At 69.4% G+C, this 14,896-nt stretch carries 14 protein-coding genes; 9 read left to right on the forward strand and 5 right to left on the reverse strand.

The features are described from left to right. Positions 1-42 precede the first annotated feature (42 nt). Positions 43-1,167, reverse strand: a complete 1,125-nt coding sequence (locus tag ACWEVN_RS38610) for a PA containing protein (RefSeq protein ID WP_310971098.1) — start codon at positions 1,165-1,167, stop codon at positions 43-45. 213 nt (positions 1,168-1,380) lie between these two features. Here ACWEVN_RS38610 and ACWEVN_RS38615 point away from each other — a divergent pair, with 213 nt between their 5' ends. Both ACWEVN_RS38615 and ACWEVN_RS38620 read left to right on the forward strand, forming a co-directional pair. Next, the gene (locus ACWEVN_RS38615) at positions 1,381-2,475 is read left to right on the forward strand and encodes an adenosine deaminase (protein ID WP_452054572.1); all 1,095 of its coding nucleotides are present in this window, start codon (positions 1,381-1,383) and stop codon (positions 2,473-2,475) included. A gap of 101 nt (positions 2,476-2,576) precedes the next feature. Continuing rightward, entirely contained in the window at positions 2,577-3,776 is a 1,200-nt protein-coding gene (locus ACWEVN_RS38620; protein ID WP_449687352.1) for an MFS transporter, read from the forward strand. A gap of 52 nt (positions 3,777-3,828) precedes the next feature. On the opposite strand, the gene ACWEVN_RS38625 is transcribed toward ACWEVN_RS38620, so the two are convergent. After that, on the reverse strand, positions 3,829-5,085 hold the full coding sequence (locus tag ACWEVN_RS38625; RefSeq protein WP_449687353.1) for a primosomal protein: 1,257 nt from the start codon (positions 5,083-5,085) through the stop codon (positions 3,829-3,831). Positions 5,086-5,236: 151 nt separating this feature from the next. On the opposite strand from ACWEVN_RS38625, the gene ACWEVN_RS38630 reads away from it, so the two are divergent. Together ACWEVN_RS38630 and ACWEVN_RS38635 are read left to right on the forward strand one after the other, a co-directional pair. Next, on the forward strand, positions 5,237-7,741 hold the full coding sequence (locus ACWEVN_RS38630) for a DEAD/DEAH box helicase (protein ID WP_452054573.1): 2,505 nt from the start codon (positions 5,237-5,239) through the stop codon (positions 7,739-7,741). 77 nt (positions 7,742-7,818) lie between these two features. Further along, positions 7,819-7,965: a hypothetical protein gene (locus tag ACWEVN_RS38635; RefSeq protein WP_452054574.1), complete on the forward strand. Its 147-nt coding sequence runs from the start codon at positions 7,819-7,821 to the stop codon at positions 7,963-7,965. Between the two features lie 3 nt (positions 7,966-7,968). Here ACWEVN_RS38635 and ACWEVN_RS38640 read toward each other — a convergent pair whose 3' ends face one another. Further along, positions 7,969-8,562, reverse strand: coding sequence for an NADPH-dependent F420 reductase (locus tag ACWEVN_RS38640; RefSeq protein WP_452054575.1), 594 nt, complete (start codon positions 8,560-8,562; stop codon positions 7,969-7,971). Positions 8,563-8,630: 68 nt separating this feature from the next. Between ACWEVN_RS38640 and ACWEVN_RS38645 the strand changes: the two genes are divergently transcribed. Then, complete coding sequence (locus ACWEVN_RS38645) at positions 8,631-8,957, forward strand: winged helix-turn-helix transcriptional regulator (RefSeq protein WP_452054576.1); 327 nt, start codon at positions 8,631-8,633, stop codon at positions 8,955-8,957. Here the strand turns inward: ACWEVN_RS38645 and ACWEVN_RS38650 are convergent. Beyond that, on the reverse strand, positions 8,845-9,498 hold the full coding sequence (locus ACWEVN_RS38650) for a hypothetical protein (RefSeq protein ID WP_452054577.1): 654 nt from the start codon (positions 9,496-9,498) through the stop codon (positions 8,845-8,847). The genes ACWEVN_RS38645 and ACWEVN_RS38650 overlap by 113 nt on opposite strands. A gap of 129 nt (positions 9,499-9,627) precedes the next feature. After that, positions 9,628-10,608 (reverse strand): sugar-binding transcriptional regulator, encoded by a 981-nt coding sequence (locus tag ACWEVN_RS38655; protein WP_449687359.1) that lies wholly within the window; start codon positions 10,606-10,608, stop codon positions 9,628-9,630. A gap of 129 nt (positions 10,609-10,737) precedes the next feature. Between ACWEVN_RS38655 and ACWEVN_RS38660 the strand changes: the two genes are divergently transcribed. The 4 genes from ACWEVN_RS38660 to ACWEVN_RS38675 are packed head-to-tail and all read left to right on the forward strand — an operon-like array spanning position 10,738 to position 14,831. Then, positions 10,738-11,742 (forward strand): zinc-dependent alcohol dehydrogenase family protein, encoded by a 1,005-nt coding sequence (locus ACWEVN_RS38660; RefSeq protein ID WP_310971089.1) that lies wholly within the window; start codon positions 10,738-10,740, stop codon positions 11,740-11,742. Continuing rightward, a complete protein-coding gene (locus ACWEVN_RS38665; RefSeq protein WP_452054578.1) occupies positions 11,729-13,069 on the forward strand; it encodes an ABC transporter substrate-binding protein in 1,341 nt (446 codons plus the stop codon). Before ACWEVN_RS38660 ends, ACWEVN_RS38665 begins: the two co-directional genes overlap by 14 nt. Beyond that, entirely contained in the window at positions 13,069-14,001 is a 933-nt protein-coding gene (locus ACWEVN_RS38670; protein WP_449687362.1) for a carbohydrate ABC transporter permease, read from the forward strand. Before ACWEVN_RS38665 ends, ACWEVN_RS38670 begins: the two co-directional genes overlap by 1 nt. After that, on the forward strand, positions 13,998-14,831 hold the full coding sequence (locus tag ACWEVN_RS38675) for a carbohydrate ABC transporter permease (RefSeq protein WP_452054579.1): 834 nt from the start codon (positions 13,998-14,000) through the stop codon (positions 14,829-14,831). The genes ACWEVN_RS38670 and ACWEVN_RS38675 overlap by 4 nt, the downstream gene beginning before the upstream one ends. The last annotated feature ends 65 nt before the right edge of the window (positions 14,832-14,896 follow it).

Consider the following 14,896-nt stretch of genomic DNA (forward strand, 5'->3'; position numbering starts at 1 on the left):
CCCCCGCCGGATCCCGGCGGGGGCCTTCTTCACGCGTGGGCCTTACTCGGAGGCTTCTTCCGCGCCTTCGCCCGTCTTGGCCTTGGCGTCGGCCGGCTTGGGGGCGCGGCCGTTGCGGGAGCTGCGGCGCGGCTGGCGCGGGGCCGGCGGGGGCGGGGCGATCTGCTGCACCGCCGGGCCGCCGCCGAGCATCAGCTCCGCGAACGTCGCCATCGCCTCGTCGAGCTGGCCGCCGATGCGGCGGACGCTCTCGTCGTTGCTCTTGCGGACCAGCGTGTCGACCGAGTCGGTGTCCGGCTGCTTCGACAGCGTGCCCTCGACCTTCGACAGGCCGGCCTTGAGCGCGCCGTCGAGGTCGCCGATGCCGGAGAGGAAGCCGTCCTCGACCTTGTCGAGGCGGGAGGCCAGGTCGTCGAGGCGGGTGGTGACCGTTTCGAGCCGGTTGCCCAGGTTCTCCAGCCGGTCGGACGCGTCGATCATCTCGCCGGTCTCGGTCAGCGCGACCTTGAGCGCCTCGGTGTTGGCGTCGATCCGCTCGTGCGTCGTGCGGCCCAGCTCCCCGACGCGCTCCTGCGTGACGCGGCTCAGCTCGTCGACCTTGCCGCGCAGCTCGTGGTCCACGGTGTCGACGCGCTCGCGCAGCGACGACTCGGCCTGCTCGATCCGCTCGCGGACCGGGCCGTGCACCGACTGCGGCAGCGACTCGAGCTTCGCGTCCTGCTTGTCGAGGTGGCCGCCCAGCTCGTCGAGCCGGCGGTGGATGTTCTGGAGCTTGTCCTCGAGGCCGTCCATCCGGCCCGCGACACCCTCGAAGCGCGCGGCGACGCCGTCGAGGCGGCCGTCGAGCTGGGCGAAGGGCTTGGCGAGCTTGTCGACGATGCTCTCGACGGCCCGGGTCAGCGCGGCGATCGCGTTGTCCTGGGCCTCGAGGCGCGACATCGTCTCGTCGAGGCGCTCGGCCAGGACGCTGACCTCGGTGCGGTCGGGCATCTCGGACAGCCGCTTGCGGACCGCGCCCAGCGAGTCCACCGGCGCGAGGCGGGCGTAGATGTCGTCGAGCGCGTCGAAGATCTGCTGCTGCTCGCTCTCACGCACTTCGGCCGCGCGCACCAGCATGTTGCGCATCCGGTCGAAGGACGGGGCGGCAATGTGGTTGTCAGTGGTCACTGCTGTGTGTCCTTCGTCGGCGGGGAAATGGAGGGACGTGCCACGAAGCTTATCGATTGCAAAAATTGCTGTCCGTATGGCCCCCGTGAAGTGGCTATTGCGGAGGCCGCCCCCGGATGGCCGATTCGTCACATGATCGTCGATGCTGAGGGTGAACCCGAACCTGAGAGTTACGGCCATGTAGGGGAATGACAACGAGGTTACCGTTGGGGGATGCCTGACGAAAGCCCTGTTCTGCCCACCGAGACACTCCGCCGCGCACCCAAGGTGCTGCTGCACGACCACCTCGACGGCGGCCTGCGCCCGGCCACCGTCGCCGAGCTCGCCGACGCGACCCGTTATGCCGGTCTGCCCACCACGGACCCCGCCGAGCTGGGCAGCTGGTTCCGCCGTGAGGCCGACTCCGGCTCACTCGTGTCCTACCTCGAGACCTTCGCGCACACCTGCGGGGTGATGCAAACGGAGGAATCGCTGGTCAGGGTCGCCGCGGAGGCGGTCGAGGACCTGGCCGCGGACGGCGTCGTCTACGCCGAGGTGCGCTACGCACCGGAGTTGTTCGTCGAACGCGGTCTGTCACTCGATGCGGTGGTCGAGGCCGTTCAAGCGGGGTTCACGGAGGGCACCCGGCGAGTGGCCGCGAACGGCGGCAGCATCCGCGTCGGGACGTTGCTCTGCGCGATGCGCCAGCACGCCCGGGCGCTCGAGATCGCGAACCTGGCCGTCCGCTACCGCGACGCCGGCGTCGCCGGGTTCGACATCGCCGGCCCCGAGGACGGATTCCCGCCCACCCGCAATCTCGACGCATTCGAATACCTGCGTCAGAACAATGCGCATTTCACCATTCACGCGGGCGAAGCCTTCGGTTTGCCGTCCATTTGGGAAGCGATTCAGCACTGCGGCGCCGAGCGGCTCGGGCACGGCGTGCGCATCGCCGAGGACATCAAGACCGACGCCGACGGCACGGTCCACCTTGGACGGTTGGCCGCGTACGTCCGCGACCGCCGCATCCCCCTGGAGATCTGCCCGACGTCGAACATCCAAACAGGCACGGTCCGCTCGATCGCCGAGCACCCCATCGGGCTGCTCGCGAAGCTGCGCTTCCGGGTGACCGTGAACACGGACAACCGGCTGATGAGCGGATGCACGATGACCAGCGAATTCGCCGCGCTGCACGAGGTGTTCGGCTATGGTATCGACGACTTCCGCTGGTTCACCATCAACGCGATGAAATCCGCGTTCATCGATTTCGACGCGCGGCTCGCGCTGATCGACGACGTCATCAAGCCCGGGTACGCCGCGCTCGCCTGACCTCCCCCGCTTCGGACCGCAACCTGCTTGCGGTCCTTAGCTGTGCCAACTATCGTTCACTATGTAGGAACAACTTCTCATTATTTGAGACGGTGACGAAGATGGCGCAGGTCGAGAGCGGTCAACTGCACGCGAATCCACGGCGTTGGCTCATCCTCGCGCTCGGCCTCGCCGCGCAGACCGCGAGCTGCTCGTTCCTCTACGGCCTCCCGTTCCTGGTCCCGGCGATGCGGGCCGCCGAAGGGCTGACGCTGGCCGAGGCGGGAACGGTCGTCGCGGCGCCGAGCATCGGGTTGCTGTTCACCCTGATCGTGTGGGGCGCGGCTGCGGACCGTTACGGAGAGCGTCTCATCATGGCCCTCGGCCTGGGCATCTCGGGATTACTCCTCGTGTACGCCGGGGTAGGAAGTCACCCGGTCGGGCTCCTCTTTGGGGTGTTTTTGGCGGCCGGTGCCTGTACGGCTTCGGTGAACGCGGCGAGCGGTCGCGTCGTGATGGGCTGGTTCGCCAAGTCCGAGCGGGGCGTGGCGATGGGGATCCGCCAGACGGCCCAGCCGTTGGGCGTGGGCGTGGCGGCGCTGGGCCTGCCGCCGCTGGCCGCGCACTACGGCTTCCGGGCGGCGATCCTGCTGCCGGCCGGGCTGGCGATCCTGGTGGCGCTGCTGGTGGCCTGGCTGGTGACGGACCCACCGCGTCCGCCCCGCCCGGCTTCGGGGGAGAAGCCGCCGTCGCCGTACCGGCACGCGGCGCTGTGGCGGGTGCACGGGGCGAGCGCGTTGCTGGTGGTGCCGCAGTTCGCGGTGTCGGCGTTCGCGCCGGTGTACCTGGTGGCGGTCCAGCACTGGAGCGCGCTGTCGGCGGGCTGGTACCTGGCGGCGGTCCAGGTCCTGGGAGCGTTGGGCCGGCTGGGGTCGGGCTGGTGGTCGGACCGGGTCGGGAGCCGCCTCCGCCCGATGCGGGTGCTTGCGGTGCTGAGCTGTTTCGTGATGCTGCTGGTCGCTCTCGGGGACGCTTCTTGGCCGTGGCTGGTGCTGCTGGCCCTGGCGCTGGCGGGAATCATCACGGTGGCGGACAACGGCCTCGGCTTCACGGCCTCGGCGGAGCTGGCGGGCCTGGCGTGGTCCGGCCGCGCGATGGGAACGCAGAACACGGGCCAGAACATCGCGGCCTCCCTCACCCCACCCCTCCTGGGCCTGGTGATCGGCGACAGCAGGTACGCCCTCGCCTTCTGCGTGGCGGCGATCTTCCCGGCCCTGGCGGTCCTGGTGGTCCCGGTCCGCGCCGAACACCCGTCGCCGTAACGGCGAAGGCCGCCTCCCCGAGTACGGGAGGCGGCCTTCGTGGAACCAGGGATCAAGCGACCGTCAGGCGGTTCTCGAAAGTTTCGACCAGCTTGCGCCACGCGCTCTGCTCGGCGTCGAACGGGGCCGACGGCTCGAGGCGGGTCGGGTCCGGGCGGAGCACGAAGGACACCAGCCAGCCCAGGCTTTCGTTGCCCGCCAGGGCCGTCTCGGCCGAGTCGTCGCCCGCCCAGTCCGCCGCGTCCGTGATCAGCTCGACCGCCAGCTCCAGCTGGGTCGGGTCGATCGCCTCCGGGCCCTCCGCGATGTCCGCGTCCAGGCCCGTCAGGACGTACGTGTTCTCGGTGTCGACCTCGATCTCGAGCTCGCCCGCCGTGGCCTTCGCCAGGACTTCGTCCCACGTGGACACGTCCGCGAGGTCCGTGTCGGCCAGGTCCTTGCCGTCCGCCAGGGCGCGGGCCAGCGCGCCCGGCGACGTGAACACGTCGATCTCGCCCTCGCTGCCCAGGAACACCGGGGTGTCGTCGAGGTAGCAGCGCAGCGTGTAGTACTCCGCGCCGGACGTGATGATCTTGATCGGGTCGATGCCGACCTCGGCCCAGAAGCCGACCGGGCCCTCTTCCTCTTCTTCTTCCGAATCGGAGTCGTCCGAGATCGCCTCGAGGTCCTCTTCACCCTCGGCGCCGGCTTCGGCCTCCGCGGACTCCTCGTGGAACGCCGCCAGCTCCTCGGCCGTCTGCTCCAGCACCTTCTCGTCGACCTCCGGCTGGGTCACCAGGCCGTCGATTGCGTCGAGCACGGTGTCCCACTTCTGCGACACCGTCTCGGACAGGTCGTTCCACACCTGGACGCCGACGCTCCCGGTGAACGGCAGCGTGCCCTGGTCGAGCAGCGAGAAGCCCTCGGTCGAGTCGAGGATCTCGTGGACCTCCTCGAGGTCGCAGACGTCGGCGAGCGACCGCACGATGCCGACGATCTCCGCCAGCTCCGCGATGTGCCAGACGTCCGGCTCCTCGGCGACCAGCTCCGGGACGCCGACGAGGTCGTACGTGTGGTCCTCGTCCGGGATCAGCTCCGGCACGTTCAGCGACGGCACCGCGTCCCACGCCGGGTGGTCCAGCAGGTCGTGCCGCTCGGACGTGCGCACGAACGCGGCCAGGTGCGCTGCGTCGGCGAAGGCGTACAGGTCGTCCTCGTCGCCGAGGAACGCTTCCCACTCCTCGCCGTCTTCCCGCCAGCGCGGCGCCCACAGGGTGACGACGTCGCCCTGCGGCAGGCCGAGTTCGATCGGGATGATGTCCTGTGCCATTCCTAAGCCCTCCGGAGTACCGCCCGTGTGCGCGCGTGATGGGAAGTATCACCCAGTCGACGCGCGGTACCGCGAAGCCTACGGGTTTACCGGTCGCGATGCGATCGCCCCTGCCGACTTTGCGACGAGCGGATGGCACGATGGACGCCTGATGACTCTCACCGACCTCCTGCCTGCGGATCCCGACCCCGACGCCCTCTTCGAAGCGTTCACGACCTGGACGGCCGAACGGGGTATCGAGCTGTACCCGGCGCAGGAGGAGGCGGTGATGGAGGTCGTCTCCGGATCGAACGTCATCCTCTCCACGCCGACCGGCTCCGGGAAGAGCCTCGTCGCCGTCGGCGCGCACTTCACCGCGCTCGCCCAGGGCCGCCGCAGCTACTACACCGCGCCCATCAAGGCCCTCGTCTCGGAGAAGTTCTTCCAGCTCATCGACATCTTCGGCGCCGACAACGTCGGCATGATGACCGGCGACTCCAGCGTCAACCCGGACGCCCCGATCATCTGCTGCACGGCCGAAATCCTGGCGAACATCGCGTTGCGGTTCGGGGCCGGCGCCCCCGTCGGGCAGGTCGTGGCCGACGAGTTCCACTTCTACTCCGAGCCCGACCGCGGCTGGGCCTGGCAGGTGCCGCTGCTGGAGCTCCCGAACGCCCAGTTCGTCCTGATGTCGGCGACCCTGGGCGACGTCTCCTTCTTCGAAAAGGACCTCACCCGCCGCACCGGGCGCCCGACGGCGGTGGTCACGTCGGCGCAGCGCCCGGTCCCGCTGACCTTCCGGTACGCCCTGACGCCGCTGCACGAGACCATGTCCGAGCTGCTCAACGGCGGTCAGGCGCCCGTCTACGTCGTGCACTTTTCGCAGGCCGCGGCCATCGAGCGGGCGCAGACGCTGATGAGCATCAACGTGACGTCGAAGGCCGAGAAGGAGGCCATCGCCGAGCTGATCGGCGACTTCCGGTTCGCCGCCGGCTTCGGCAAGACGCTCTCGCGGCTGGTCCGCCACGGCATCGGCGTCCACCACGCCGGCATGCTGCCCAAGTACCGCCGATTGGTCGAGACCCTCGCCCAGTCCGGGCTGCTCAAGGTGATCTGCGGGACCGACACGCTCGGCGTCGGCATCAACGTGCCGATCCGGACGGTCGTGTTCTCCGCGCTCACCAAGTACGACGGCGTCCGCCAGCGCCACCTCAAGGCGCGCGAGTTCCACCAGATCGCCGGCCGGGCCGGGCGCGCGGGCTACGACACCGACGGCTACGTCGTCGTCCAGGCGCCCGACCACGTCGTCGAGAACGCCAAGGCCCTCGAGAAGGCGGGCGACGACCCGAAGAAGAAAAAGAAGATCGTCCGGAAGAAGGCGCCGGAGGGGTTCGTCAACTGGACCGAGAGCACGTTCGACCGGCTCATCGCCGCCGACCCCGAGCCGCTGACGTCCAGCTTCAAGGTCACGCACTCGATGCTGCTGAACGTGATCTCCCGGCCGGGCAACGCCTTCGACTCGATGCGGCACCTCCTCGAGGACAACCACGAGGACCGCGCGTCCCAGCGCAAGCTCATCCTGCGCGCCATCGCGATCTACCGCGCGCTGCTCGCCGCGGGCGTGGTCGAGCGACTGTCCGAACCGGACGATCAGGGCCGGATCATCCGGCTCACCGTCGACCTGCAGTTCGACTTCGCGCTCAACCAGCCGCTTTCGCCGTTCGCGCTGGCCGCGATCGAGCTGTTCGACCTGGAGTCGCCGAGTTACGCGCTCGACGTCGTGTCCGTTGTGGAATCCACTGTGGACAATCCGCGGCCGGTGCTGTCGCAGCAGCAGTTCAAGGCGCGCGGCGAGGCCGTGAACGCCATGAAGGCCGAGGGCATCGAGTACGACGAGCGGATGGAGCTGCTCGAGAACGTCACGTACCCGAAGCCCCTCGAAGAGCTGCTGCAGGGCGCGTTCCACAGCTACCGGCAGGGCCACCCGTGGGTCGACGACTACGAGCTGTCGCCCAAGTCGGTCGTGCGGGACATGTACGAGCGCGCGATGAACTTCGTCGAGTACATCGGCTTCTACCAGCTCGCCCGATCCGAAGGCCTGGTGCTGCGCTACCTCGCCGACGTCTACGACGCGCTGCGCCACACGGTCCCGGACGAGGCCAAGACCGAGCCGCTGCAGGACCTCATCGAGTGGCTCGGCGAGCTCGTCCGCCAGGTCGACTCGAGCCTCCTCGACGAGTGGGAAGCGCTGCGGCACCCGTCGGAAGAAGGCCCGGTGTCGACGCGGCCGCCCGCCGAACCGCCGGCCGTCACCCGCAACGAGCGTGCCTTCCGCGTCCTGGTCCGCAACGAGCTGTTCCGCCGGGTCGAGCTGTTCGCGCGGCGCGCGTGGTTCCCGTTGGGGGAGCTGGACGCGGCTTCGGGCTGGGACGCGGACGCGTGGCAGGAAGCGATCGAGGACTACTTCGAGGAGTACGAGACGCTCGGCACCGGCCCGGACGCGCGCGGCCCGCAGCTGCTGATGATCGAGCAGCAGCCGGACGTCTGGAAGGTCCGCCAGATCTTCGACGACCCGGCGGGCGACCACGACTGGGGCATCAGCGCCGAAGTCGACCTGGCGGCGTCGGACGAGGCCGGGATGGCGGTGGTCCGGGTGACCGAGGTGGGCGCGCACTGACCGGGTTGCGCCCAACGGCGCAGTCCGGCGGCGTGGTTTCGGGTTAGCGTGGAGGCTTCGCGACCCGGGAGGGGACCATGGGGAACTTCAGGCGCGTGCTGGCCGGGATCTTCTTCGCCGCCGCGGTCGTCGTGGCCGTCGCCCCGGCCGCGTCGGCCGCATCGATGGTGGAGTACGCCCTGCTGGACGGCACGAACGCCACCGCCATCGAGTACGGCCTCTGAGGCTCAGCCCGTCCGGGTCCCCACCGGGGTCAGGATCGCCTGCGCGTCCTCTCCGGCGAACCACAGCCCGATGACGAACGCCGCGGTCGCTTCGAGCAGGGCCGCGCGGTCGAGGCCGCCCGCGGGGACCGGGTGCGCGCCGATGTCCCGGACCAGCGTGCTCGCCGCTTCCAGCGCCGCCGGGTCGTCGCCGCACAACGGGACCGACAGCGGACGGCCGCCGAACACCGGCGGGGTCATCCGCCAGATGTCGACGTGGGCCAGGTTGAACGCCTTCACGACGTGGGCATCCGTGGCGATCCGCGACGCCACCGGGGTGCCCGTCAAGCAGGGGTCGTTGGTGCAGTCGACCAGGACCTTCCCGGCGAGCGAGCCCACCTCGGCGAGCACGTCGCCGATCGCGCCGGCGGGGACGGCCAGGAGCAGCACGTCGGCGAAGGCGGCCGTCTCGCGCCAGGTTCCGGTGGCGGCGCCGAGCCGCCCGGCCAGGGAGTCCGGGTCCGAACGGCCGCTCACCATCAGGTCGTGGCCCGCGCGTGCCCACTGCGTGCCGAGCGCGTCCGCCATCCCGCCCGTGCCGAAGATCCCGATCCGCATGCGTCCTCCTTGTGCTTGGCTGGTACCAGCACGACGGTAGGAGCCCGGGAAGGAACCGAACGGTAACCATGGACTTCCTCGCGGATTGCCGCACGCGGCTTGCCTTCGATCTGGTCGCCAACACGTGGAACCCGGTGGTGCTGTGGGCGTTGCACGACGGCCCGCGGCGGCACGTCGACCTGCGGCGCACCATCGGCGGTATCAGCGCGAAGGTGCTCACGGAAACCGTGCGGCGGCTGGAGTCCGACGGGCTCGTCGAGCGGCGCGAAGGCGCGTACGCCCTCACGCCGTTGGGCGAGACGCTGCTGGAGCCGATCGAGGGCTTCGGGCGCTGGGCCGCCGAGCACGGCGATGACGTCGTCGCCGCTCGAAGGCGAGCAGAACGATCAGCATGATCAGTTCCAGGGCGGGGAGCGGGTAGCCGAGGGTGATTCCGGCGGCCACGTCGACGGCCGGCGCGCCGATGCCCGTCACGAAGACCCAGGTCGGTGCGGTCAGCGGCTTCGCGGCCGGTGACCACGGCGTCTTGCGGCCCGGCTTCGCGACGGACAACCAGGCCTGGAACGCCAGGGCGCTCGCCATCAGCGACGCTCCGGCGATCTGCGGCCACGCGACGGTGCCGGTGTCCGCCGACTCCCGGAGGGCGGGGGACAGCAGGAAGATCCCGGCGTAGAGCTGGATCAGCGTCAGAGCGAACTTCGTCAGCACCCACCAGTACCGGAAGTAGCCCCACGCCGTCGCGCCGGCGAGCAGGAGGCCGGTGAACGCCGAGACGTTGGCCATCGGGGCGAGCAGGACGGAGTCGAGGCGTTCGGCCATCGTCGGGACGCCCGACGCCGTCAGCACGACGAGGGCGAGGGCCTGGCTCATCCAGGCGACCGACGAAACGACGTGCAGCCAGACGACGGACTGGCGCCAACGAGGAGAAGTCTTCACGGCCTCCAGGCTCGCGAACCCCGGGCGCGGGCACATCGGGCGCGACCCGGATTTCGCCCCGGACGCGGGACACCAGCGCCTGCGCCCGGCGGGGTACGGATCCGGTGCCGCGCTACCCCCGGGGGAGTATCAGCGCGGCGGGTTCTTCGCCGCCAGCGCCAGCAACGGCACCGCCGCGGCGGCGTCGGTGATCAGCGTCGAGACCATGCCGGATCGCAGGACCGCGTCCACCGCCGCGGCTTTCGGCCGGCTGTACCCCAGCGCGATCACCTCCGGGACCGCCATCAGTTCCTCGTGGCTGATCGCCAGCACGTGGTGGGCCAGACCGGTCGACAGAGCGTTTCCCGATGCGTCGAACAGCCGGGCCGCGACCTCCGCCGTCGCGCCGCGGGCCGCGATCGCCGCTCGCTCGGCCTCGTCCAGCGCGTCGTACACCGTCGACTCGCCCGGCTGCCACGCACCGATGCTGACCACGGCTTTCGTCAAAAGACGGAACTGGCCGAACGTCTCGGCGATCCCCGGCTGGCGCCGCAACGTCTCCGTCGTGCGCCGGTCCGGCAGCACCAGCGGCCCGAAGATCGGGTACGCGTCGCCGCCGGACACCGACGTCACGCGGCTGACCGTCTCCACCGAACGGCCGCGCATGTCCATCCCGGCCTGCACCCCGCACAGCTGGACGATCGGGCACCTGGGCAGCGACCGGACCGCCTCCGCCATCGCGTTCACCGACCGGGCCCACGACAGCCCGATGACGTCCGACGGGACCGCGATGTCCTCCAGCAGCCGCGCCGCCAGTGCGCCGATTTTCGCCCGGACGACCTCCTTCGGCTCGCGCTCGGTTGAGCGTTCGAGCACCAGCGCCCGCTCCAGGCCGTACGCCGAGCGCACCTCGTCCGACAGCGCCAGGTCCACCGGCACCGGCAGCGCGAATTCCACCCTGACCAGGCCGGACTCCATGGCCGTGTCGAGCATCCGCGCCACCTTGAACCGGCTGACGCCGAACTCGCCCGCGATCTCCAGCTTGGAGCGTCCCTGCACGTAGAAGCGCCGGGCGACGGTGGCCAGCAGCATTGCTTCGGTGAGCGACGCGCTCTTCCGAGAAGCGCTCATCTGAGCATAATAGCGCGAAATCCAGCCGAAAGGTTGACGTAATACCGACGTCAGACCTGTAATGCCTTCACATGTTCTCGACGCGATAGGTCAATGTTGCTCATATGAGCGGCGAGGAAGGGGTAAGGCATGCGTGCCGCCATCGTCGACCGGCCCGGTGAGATCAGGGTCGGCGAGGTGCCCGATCCGAAACCCGGGGAACGTCAGGTCGTCGTCAAGGTCGGAGCGTGCGGCATCTGCGGCACCGACCTGCACATCGCGGACGGGCACTTCCCGCCCACCCCGTACCCCATCGTCCCCGGCCACGAGTTCGCCGGGGAGATCGTCGAGCTCGGCGCGGACGTGCCGGGCGAGTGGAAGGTCGGCGACCGGGTGGCCGTCGACCCGTCGCTGTTCTGCGGCTACTGCGGCCCGTGCCGCGCCGGCCACGGCAACCTCTGCGCGAACTGGGGCGCCACCGGCGACACCGTCAACGGCGCTTTCGCCGAGTACGTCGCCGTCCCGTCGTCCACCTGCTACCGCATGCCGGACGCGATGACCTGGGAACAGGGCGCGCTGGTCGAGCCCGTTTCCTGTGCCGTGCACGGCGTCCGCCGCGTCGGTGTCGAGGCCGGCGAACGGTTTCTCGTCGTCGGCGCCGGGACCATGGGCCTGATCATGCAGCAGCTGCTGCAGCGCTCCGGCGCGCAGGTCACGGTGGTCGACCGCAACGAAGCCCGGCTGCCGCGCGCGAAGAGCCTCGGCGCCGTCGCCACCGCTGCCGATACAAAAGACCTCAACGGCGAGAAGTTCGACGTCGCCGTCGACTGCACCGGCGCCGCGCCCGCCATCGAAGCCGCCTTCGACGCGATCCGGCGCGGAGGACGGCTGCTCGTCTTCGGTGTCGCCCCGGCCGAAGCCCGCGTCGCGCTTTCGCCGTTCCGCATCTACAACGACGAGATCACCGTCGTCGGCTCGATGGCCGTGCTGCACAGCTTCGGCGCCGCCCTCGACCTCGTCGCGTCCGGCGCGATCGACACCGACGCGCTGCTGACCGACACCCTGCCGCTGGAGCAGTACCCCGAGGCGCTGGCCAAGATGCGCAGCGGCGCGGGCCTCAAGGTGCAAGTCCTCCCCGGAGGTGGCCGTGCGTAAGCTCCTCACCCTCTTCGCGGCGACGTCGCTGCTGGTCACGGGCTGCGCGGGCGCCGGCTCGCTCGGCACCGGCACCAGCACGCTCGTCATCGCCATCGTGTCCAACCCGCAGATGAAGGACGCCATCGCGCTCGCGCCGGAGTTCGAGAAGGCCACCGGGATCGGGCTGAAGTTCGTGTCCCTGCCGGAAAACCAGGCCCGCGCGAAGATCACCGCGTCGACCGCCACCGAGGGCGGCGAGTTCGACGTCGTGATGATCAGCAACTACGAGGCCCCGCAGTGGGCGGCCAACGGCTGGCTCGAAAACCTCGAGCCGCACATGGCCGCGACCCCGGGCTACGACGAAAGCGACTTCATCCCCAGCATCAAGACGTCGCTGTCGTACGAGAACCAGATGTACGCGGTGCCGTTCTACGGCGAGTCGTCGTTCCTGGCCTACCGCAAGGACCTCTTCGAGAAGGCCGGGCTCACCATGCCGGCCAAGCCGACGTGGCCGCAGATCGCGGACTTCGCGGCGAAGCTCGACGACAAGGCCAACGGCGTCGCGGGCATCTGCCTGCGCGGCAAGCCCGGCTGGGGCGAGAGCCTCGCGCCGTTCACGACCGTGGCGAACACCTTCGGCGCCCAGTGGTTCGACAAGGACTGGAACGCCAAGCTGACCTCGCCGGAGTTCACCCAAGCCGCGAACTTCTACGTCAACCTGATCCGCGAGCACGGCGAAGTCGGCGCCTCCAGCGCCGGGTTCTCCGAGTGCGGCACGCGCTACACGCAGGGCAACGCGGCGATGTGGTACGACGCCACGGTCATGGCGGGCACCAACGAGGACCCGTCCAGCAGCAAGATCGTCGGCAAGTCCGGCTACGCGCCCGCGCCGGTGGTCAAGACCCAAGCCAGCGGCTGGCTCTACACCTGGGCGCTCGGGATCCCGAAGGTCGCCAAGGACAAGGACGCGGCCTGGAAGTTCATGGCCTGGATGACCGACAAGGCGTACGTGCAGAAGGTCGGGGCGACCTACGGCTGGAACCGCGTCCCGCCGGGCGTCCGCCAGTCGACGTACGCGATCCCCGAGTACGCCGACGCGGCGAAGGCCTACGCGAAGCCGACGCTCGACGGCATCGCGGACGCGAACCAGCAGAAGGTCATGGCGAACCCGGTGCCCTACCCCGGCATCCAGTTCGTCGGCATCCCCGAGTTCCAGGACCTGGGCACCCGGGTGAGCCAGCAGCTGTCGGCCGCGATCGCCGGCCGCGAATCCGTCGAAGACGCGCTGAAGCAGTCCCAGGACTACGCGCAAACCGTGGGTGACTCCTACAAGGCGGTGCAGTGATGTCCACGCTCTCCGTATCCACCCCCACCTCCACCTCGCAGGCGAAGGTCGAGGAGAAACGCGGCCTGAGCACCGCGGCCAAGCGGCGGCTGCCGCTGCTGCCCGCGCTGATCTTCGTCATCGCGGTGACGCAGCTGCCGTTCCTGCTCACCGTGTTCTACTCGTTCCAGTCGTGGAACCTGGTCCGGCCCGGCTCGCGGCACTTCGTCGGCCTGCAGAACTACGTCGACGTCTTCAGCGACACGACGTTCCTGGTCGCGCTGCTCAACACGGTGCTGCTGACCGTGGTTTGCGTGTTCGTCGCGCTGCTGCTCGGGCTCGGCCTGGCCATCCTGCTCGACCGGAAGTTCCTCGGCCGCGGCGTCGTGCGGACGCTGCTGATCACGCCGTTCCTCATCCTGCCGGCGGCCGGCGCGCTGCTGTGGAAGACGACGATGTTCGACCCGACCTACGGGCTGCTGCACTTCGTCTTCGGCACCGACGTCGACTGGCTTTCGGAGTTCCCGCTCGCTTCGGTGATGGCCCAGATCGTGTGGCAGTGGACGCCGTTCATGATGCTGCTCATCCTGGCGGGCCTGCAGAGCCAGGCCAAGGACGTGCTCGAAGCGGCCAATGTGGACGGTGCGGGCCGGTGGCGGACGTTCGTCTCCATCACGCTGCCGCACCTGTCCCGGTTCCTGCAGCTGGCCACCCTGCTGGGCGCGATCTACATCGTGAACAGCTTCGACGCGATCTTCCTGATGACCCAGGGCGGCCCGGGCACGGCCAGCACCAACCTGCCGTACTACATCTACCAGCGCGCGTTCGAGGGCTTCGACGTCGGCCAGTCCTCGGCGATGGGCGTGGTCGTGGTCATCCTGACGATGATCGTCGCGACCTTCGCGCTGCGCCTGATGTTCCGCACGTTCTCGGTGAGCGGAGGGATCAAATGACGACCGTGGCTCCCCGCAAACGGGCGTACGGCAAGGGGTCGCTGACCGTCGCGACCTGGGTGATCGCGATCCTGTTCGTCTTCCCCCTGCTGTGGATGATCCTGACGGCGTTCAAGCAGGAGGCGGACGCCTACACCGACCCGCCGAAGCTGTTCTTCACGCCGACGTTCGAGCAGCTCGGCAACGTCCTGAGCGGCGGCTTCCTGCCGTACCTGTCCAACTCGGCGTTCGTCACGATCCTCTCGACGCTGCTGGTGCTCCTCCTCGGCGTCCCGGCGGCGTACGCGCTGTCGCTGGCGCCGGTGAAGGGCACGTCGAACGCGCTCGGCTTCTTCCTCTCGACGAAGATGCTGCCGATCGTGGCGGCGATCATCCCGCTGTACGTGATCTCGCAGAACACCGAGCTGCTCGACACGGTGTGGGCGCTGGTCATCCTGTACACGTCGATGAACCTGCCGCTGGCCATCTGGATGATGCGGTCGTTCTTCCTCGAGGTGCCGCACGAAATGATCGAGGCGGGCCGCATCGACGGCGCCAACCTGCCGACCCTGCTACGCAAGATCATCATGCCGGTGGTGGCACCGGGCATCGCGGCGACCGCGCTGATCTGCGTGATCTTCTCCTGGACGGAGTTCTTCTACGCGGTCAACCTGACGGCGGCGCGGGCGGGCACGGTCCCGGTGTTCCTGGTCGGGTTCATCACCAGCGAGGGCCTGTACTGGGCCCAGCTGTCGGCGGCGGCGCTGCTGGCCTCGCTGCCGGTGATGATCGTGGGGTGGATCGCGCAGAACCACCTGGTCCGCGGCTTGTCGATGGGCGCAGTCAAGTAGCAATTCCCCTTTGGGCAGGTGGCTGGGTTGTCGTGAGTGGTAACGCGGGTTCTAACCCGCGTTAC

It is taken from the genome of Amycolatopsis sp. NPDC003861 (assembly GCF_053605405.1).

Bases quoted from the DNA above. Each gene is read 5' to 3' on its own strand.
- ACWEVN_RS38640 (WP_452054575.1), bottom strand. From the start codon at position 8,562: ATGCGGATCGGGATCTTCGGCACGGGCGGGATGGCGGACGCGCTCGGC.
- ACWEVN_RS38645 (WP_452054576.1), top strand. From the start codon at position 8,631: ATGGACTTCCTCGCGGATTGCCGCACGCGGCTTGCCTTCGATCTGGTC.
- ACWEVN_RS38655 (WP_449687359.1), bottom strand. From the start codon at position 10,608: ATGAGCGCTTCTCGGAAGAGCGCGTCGCTCACCGAAGCAATGCTGCTG.
- ACWEVN_RS38620 (WP_449687352.1), top strand. From the start codon at position 2,577: ATGGCGCAGGTCGAGAGCGGTCAACTGCACGCGAATCCACGGCGTTGG.
- ACWEVN_RS38615 (WP_452054572.1), top strand. From the start codon at position 1,381: ATGCCTGACGAAAGCCCTGTTCTGCCCACCGAGACACTCCGCCGCGCA.
- ACWEVN_RS38675 (WP_452054579.1), top strand. From the start codon at position 13,998: ATGACGACCGTGGCTCCCCGCAAACGGGCGTACGGCAAGGGGTCGCTG.
- ACWEVN_RS38625 (WP_449687353.1), bottom strand. From the start codon at position 5,085: ATGGCACAGGACATCATCCCGATCGAACTCGGCCTGCCGCAGGGCGAC.
- ACWEVN_RS38670 (WP_449687362.1), top strand. From the start codon at position 13,069: ATGTCCACGCTCTCCGTATCCACCCCCACCTCCACCTCGCAGGCGAAG.
- ACWEVN_RS38660 (WP_310971089.1), top strand. From the start codon at position 10,738: ATGCGTGCCGCCATCGTCGACCGGCCCGGTGAGATCAGGGTCGGCGAG.
- ACWEVN_RS38635 (WP_452054574.1), top strand. From the start codon at position 7,819: ATGGGGAACTTCAGGCGCGTGCTGGCCGGGATCTTCTTCGCCGCCGCG.
- ACWEVN_RS38630 (WP_452054573.1), top strand. From the start codon at position 5,237: ATGACTCTCACCGACCTCCTGCCTGCGGATCCCGACCCCGACGCCCTC.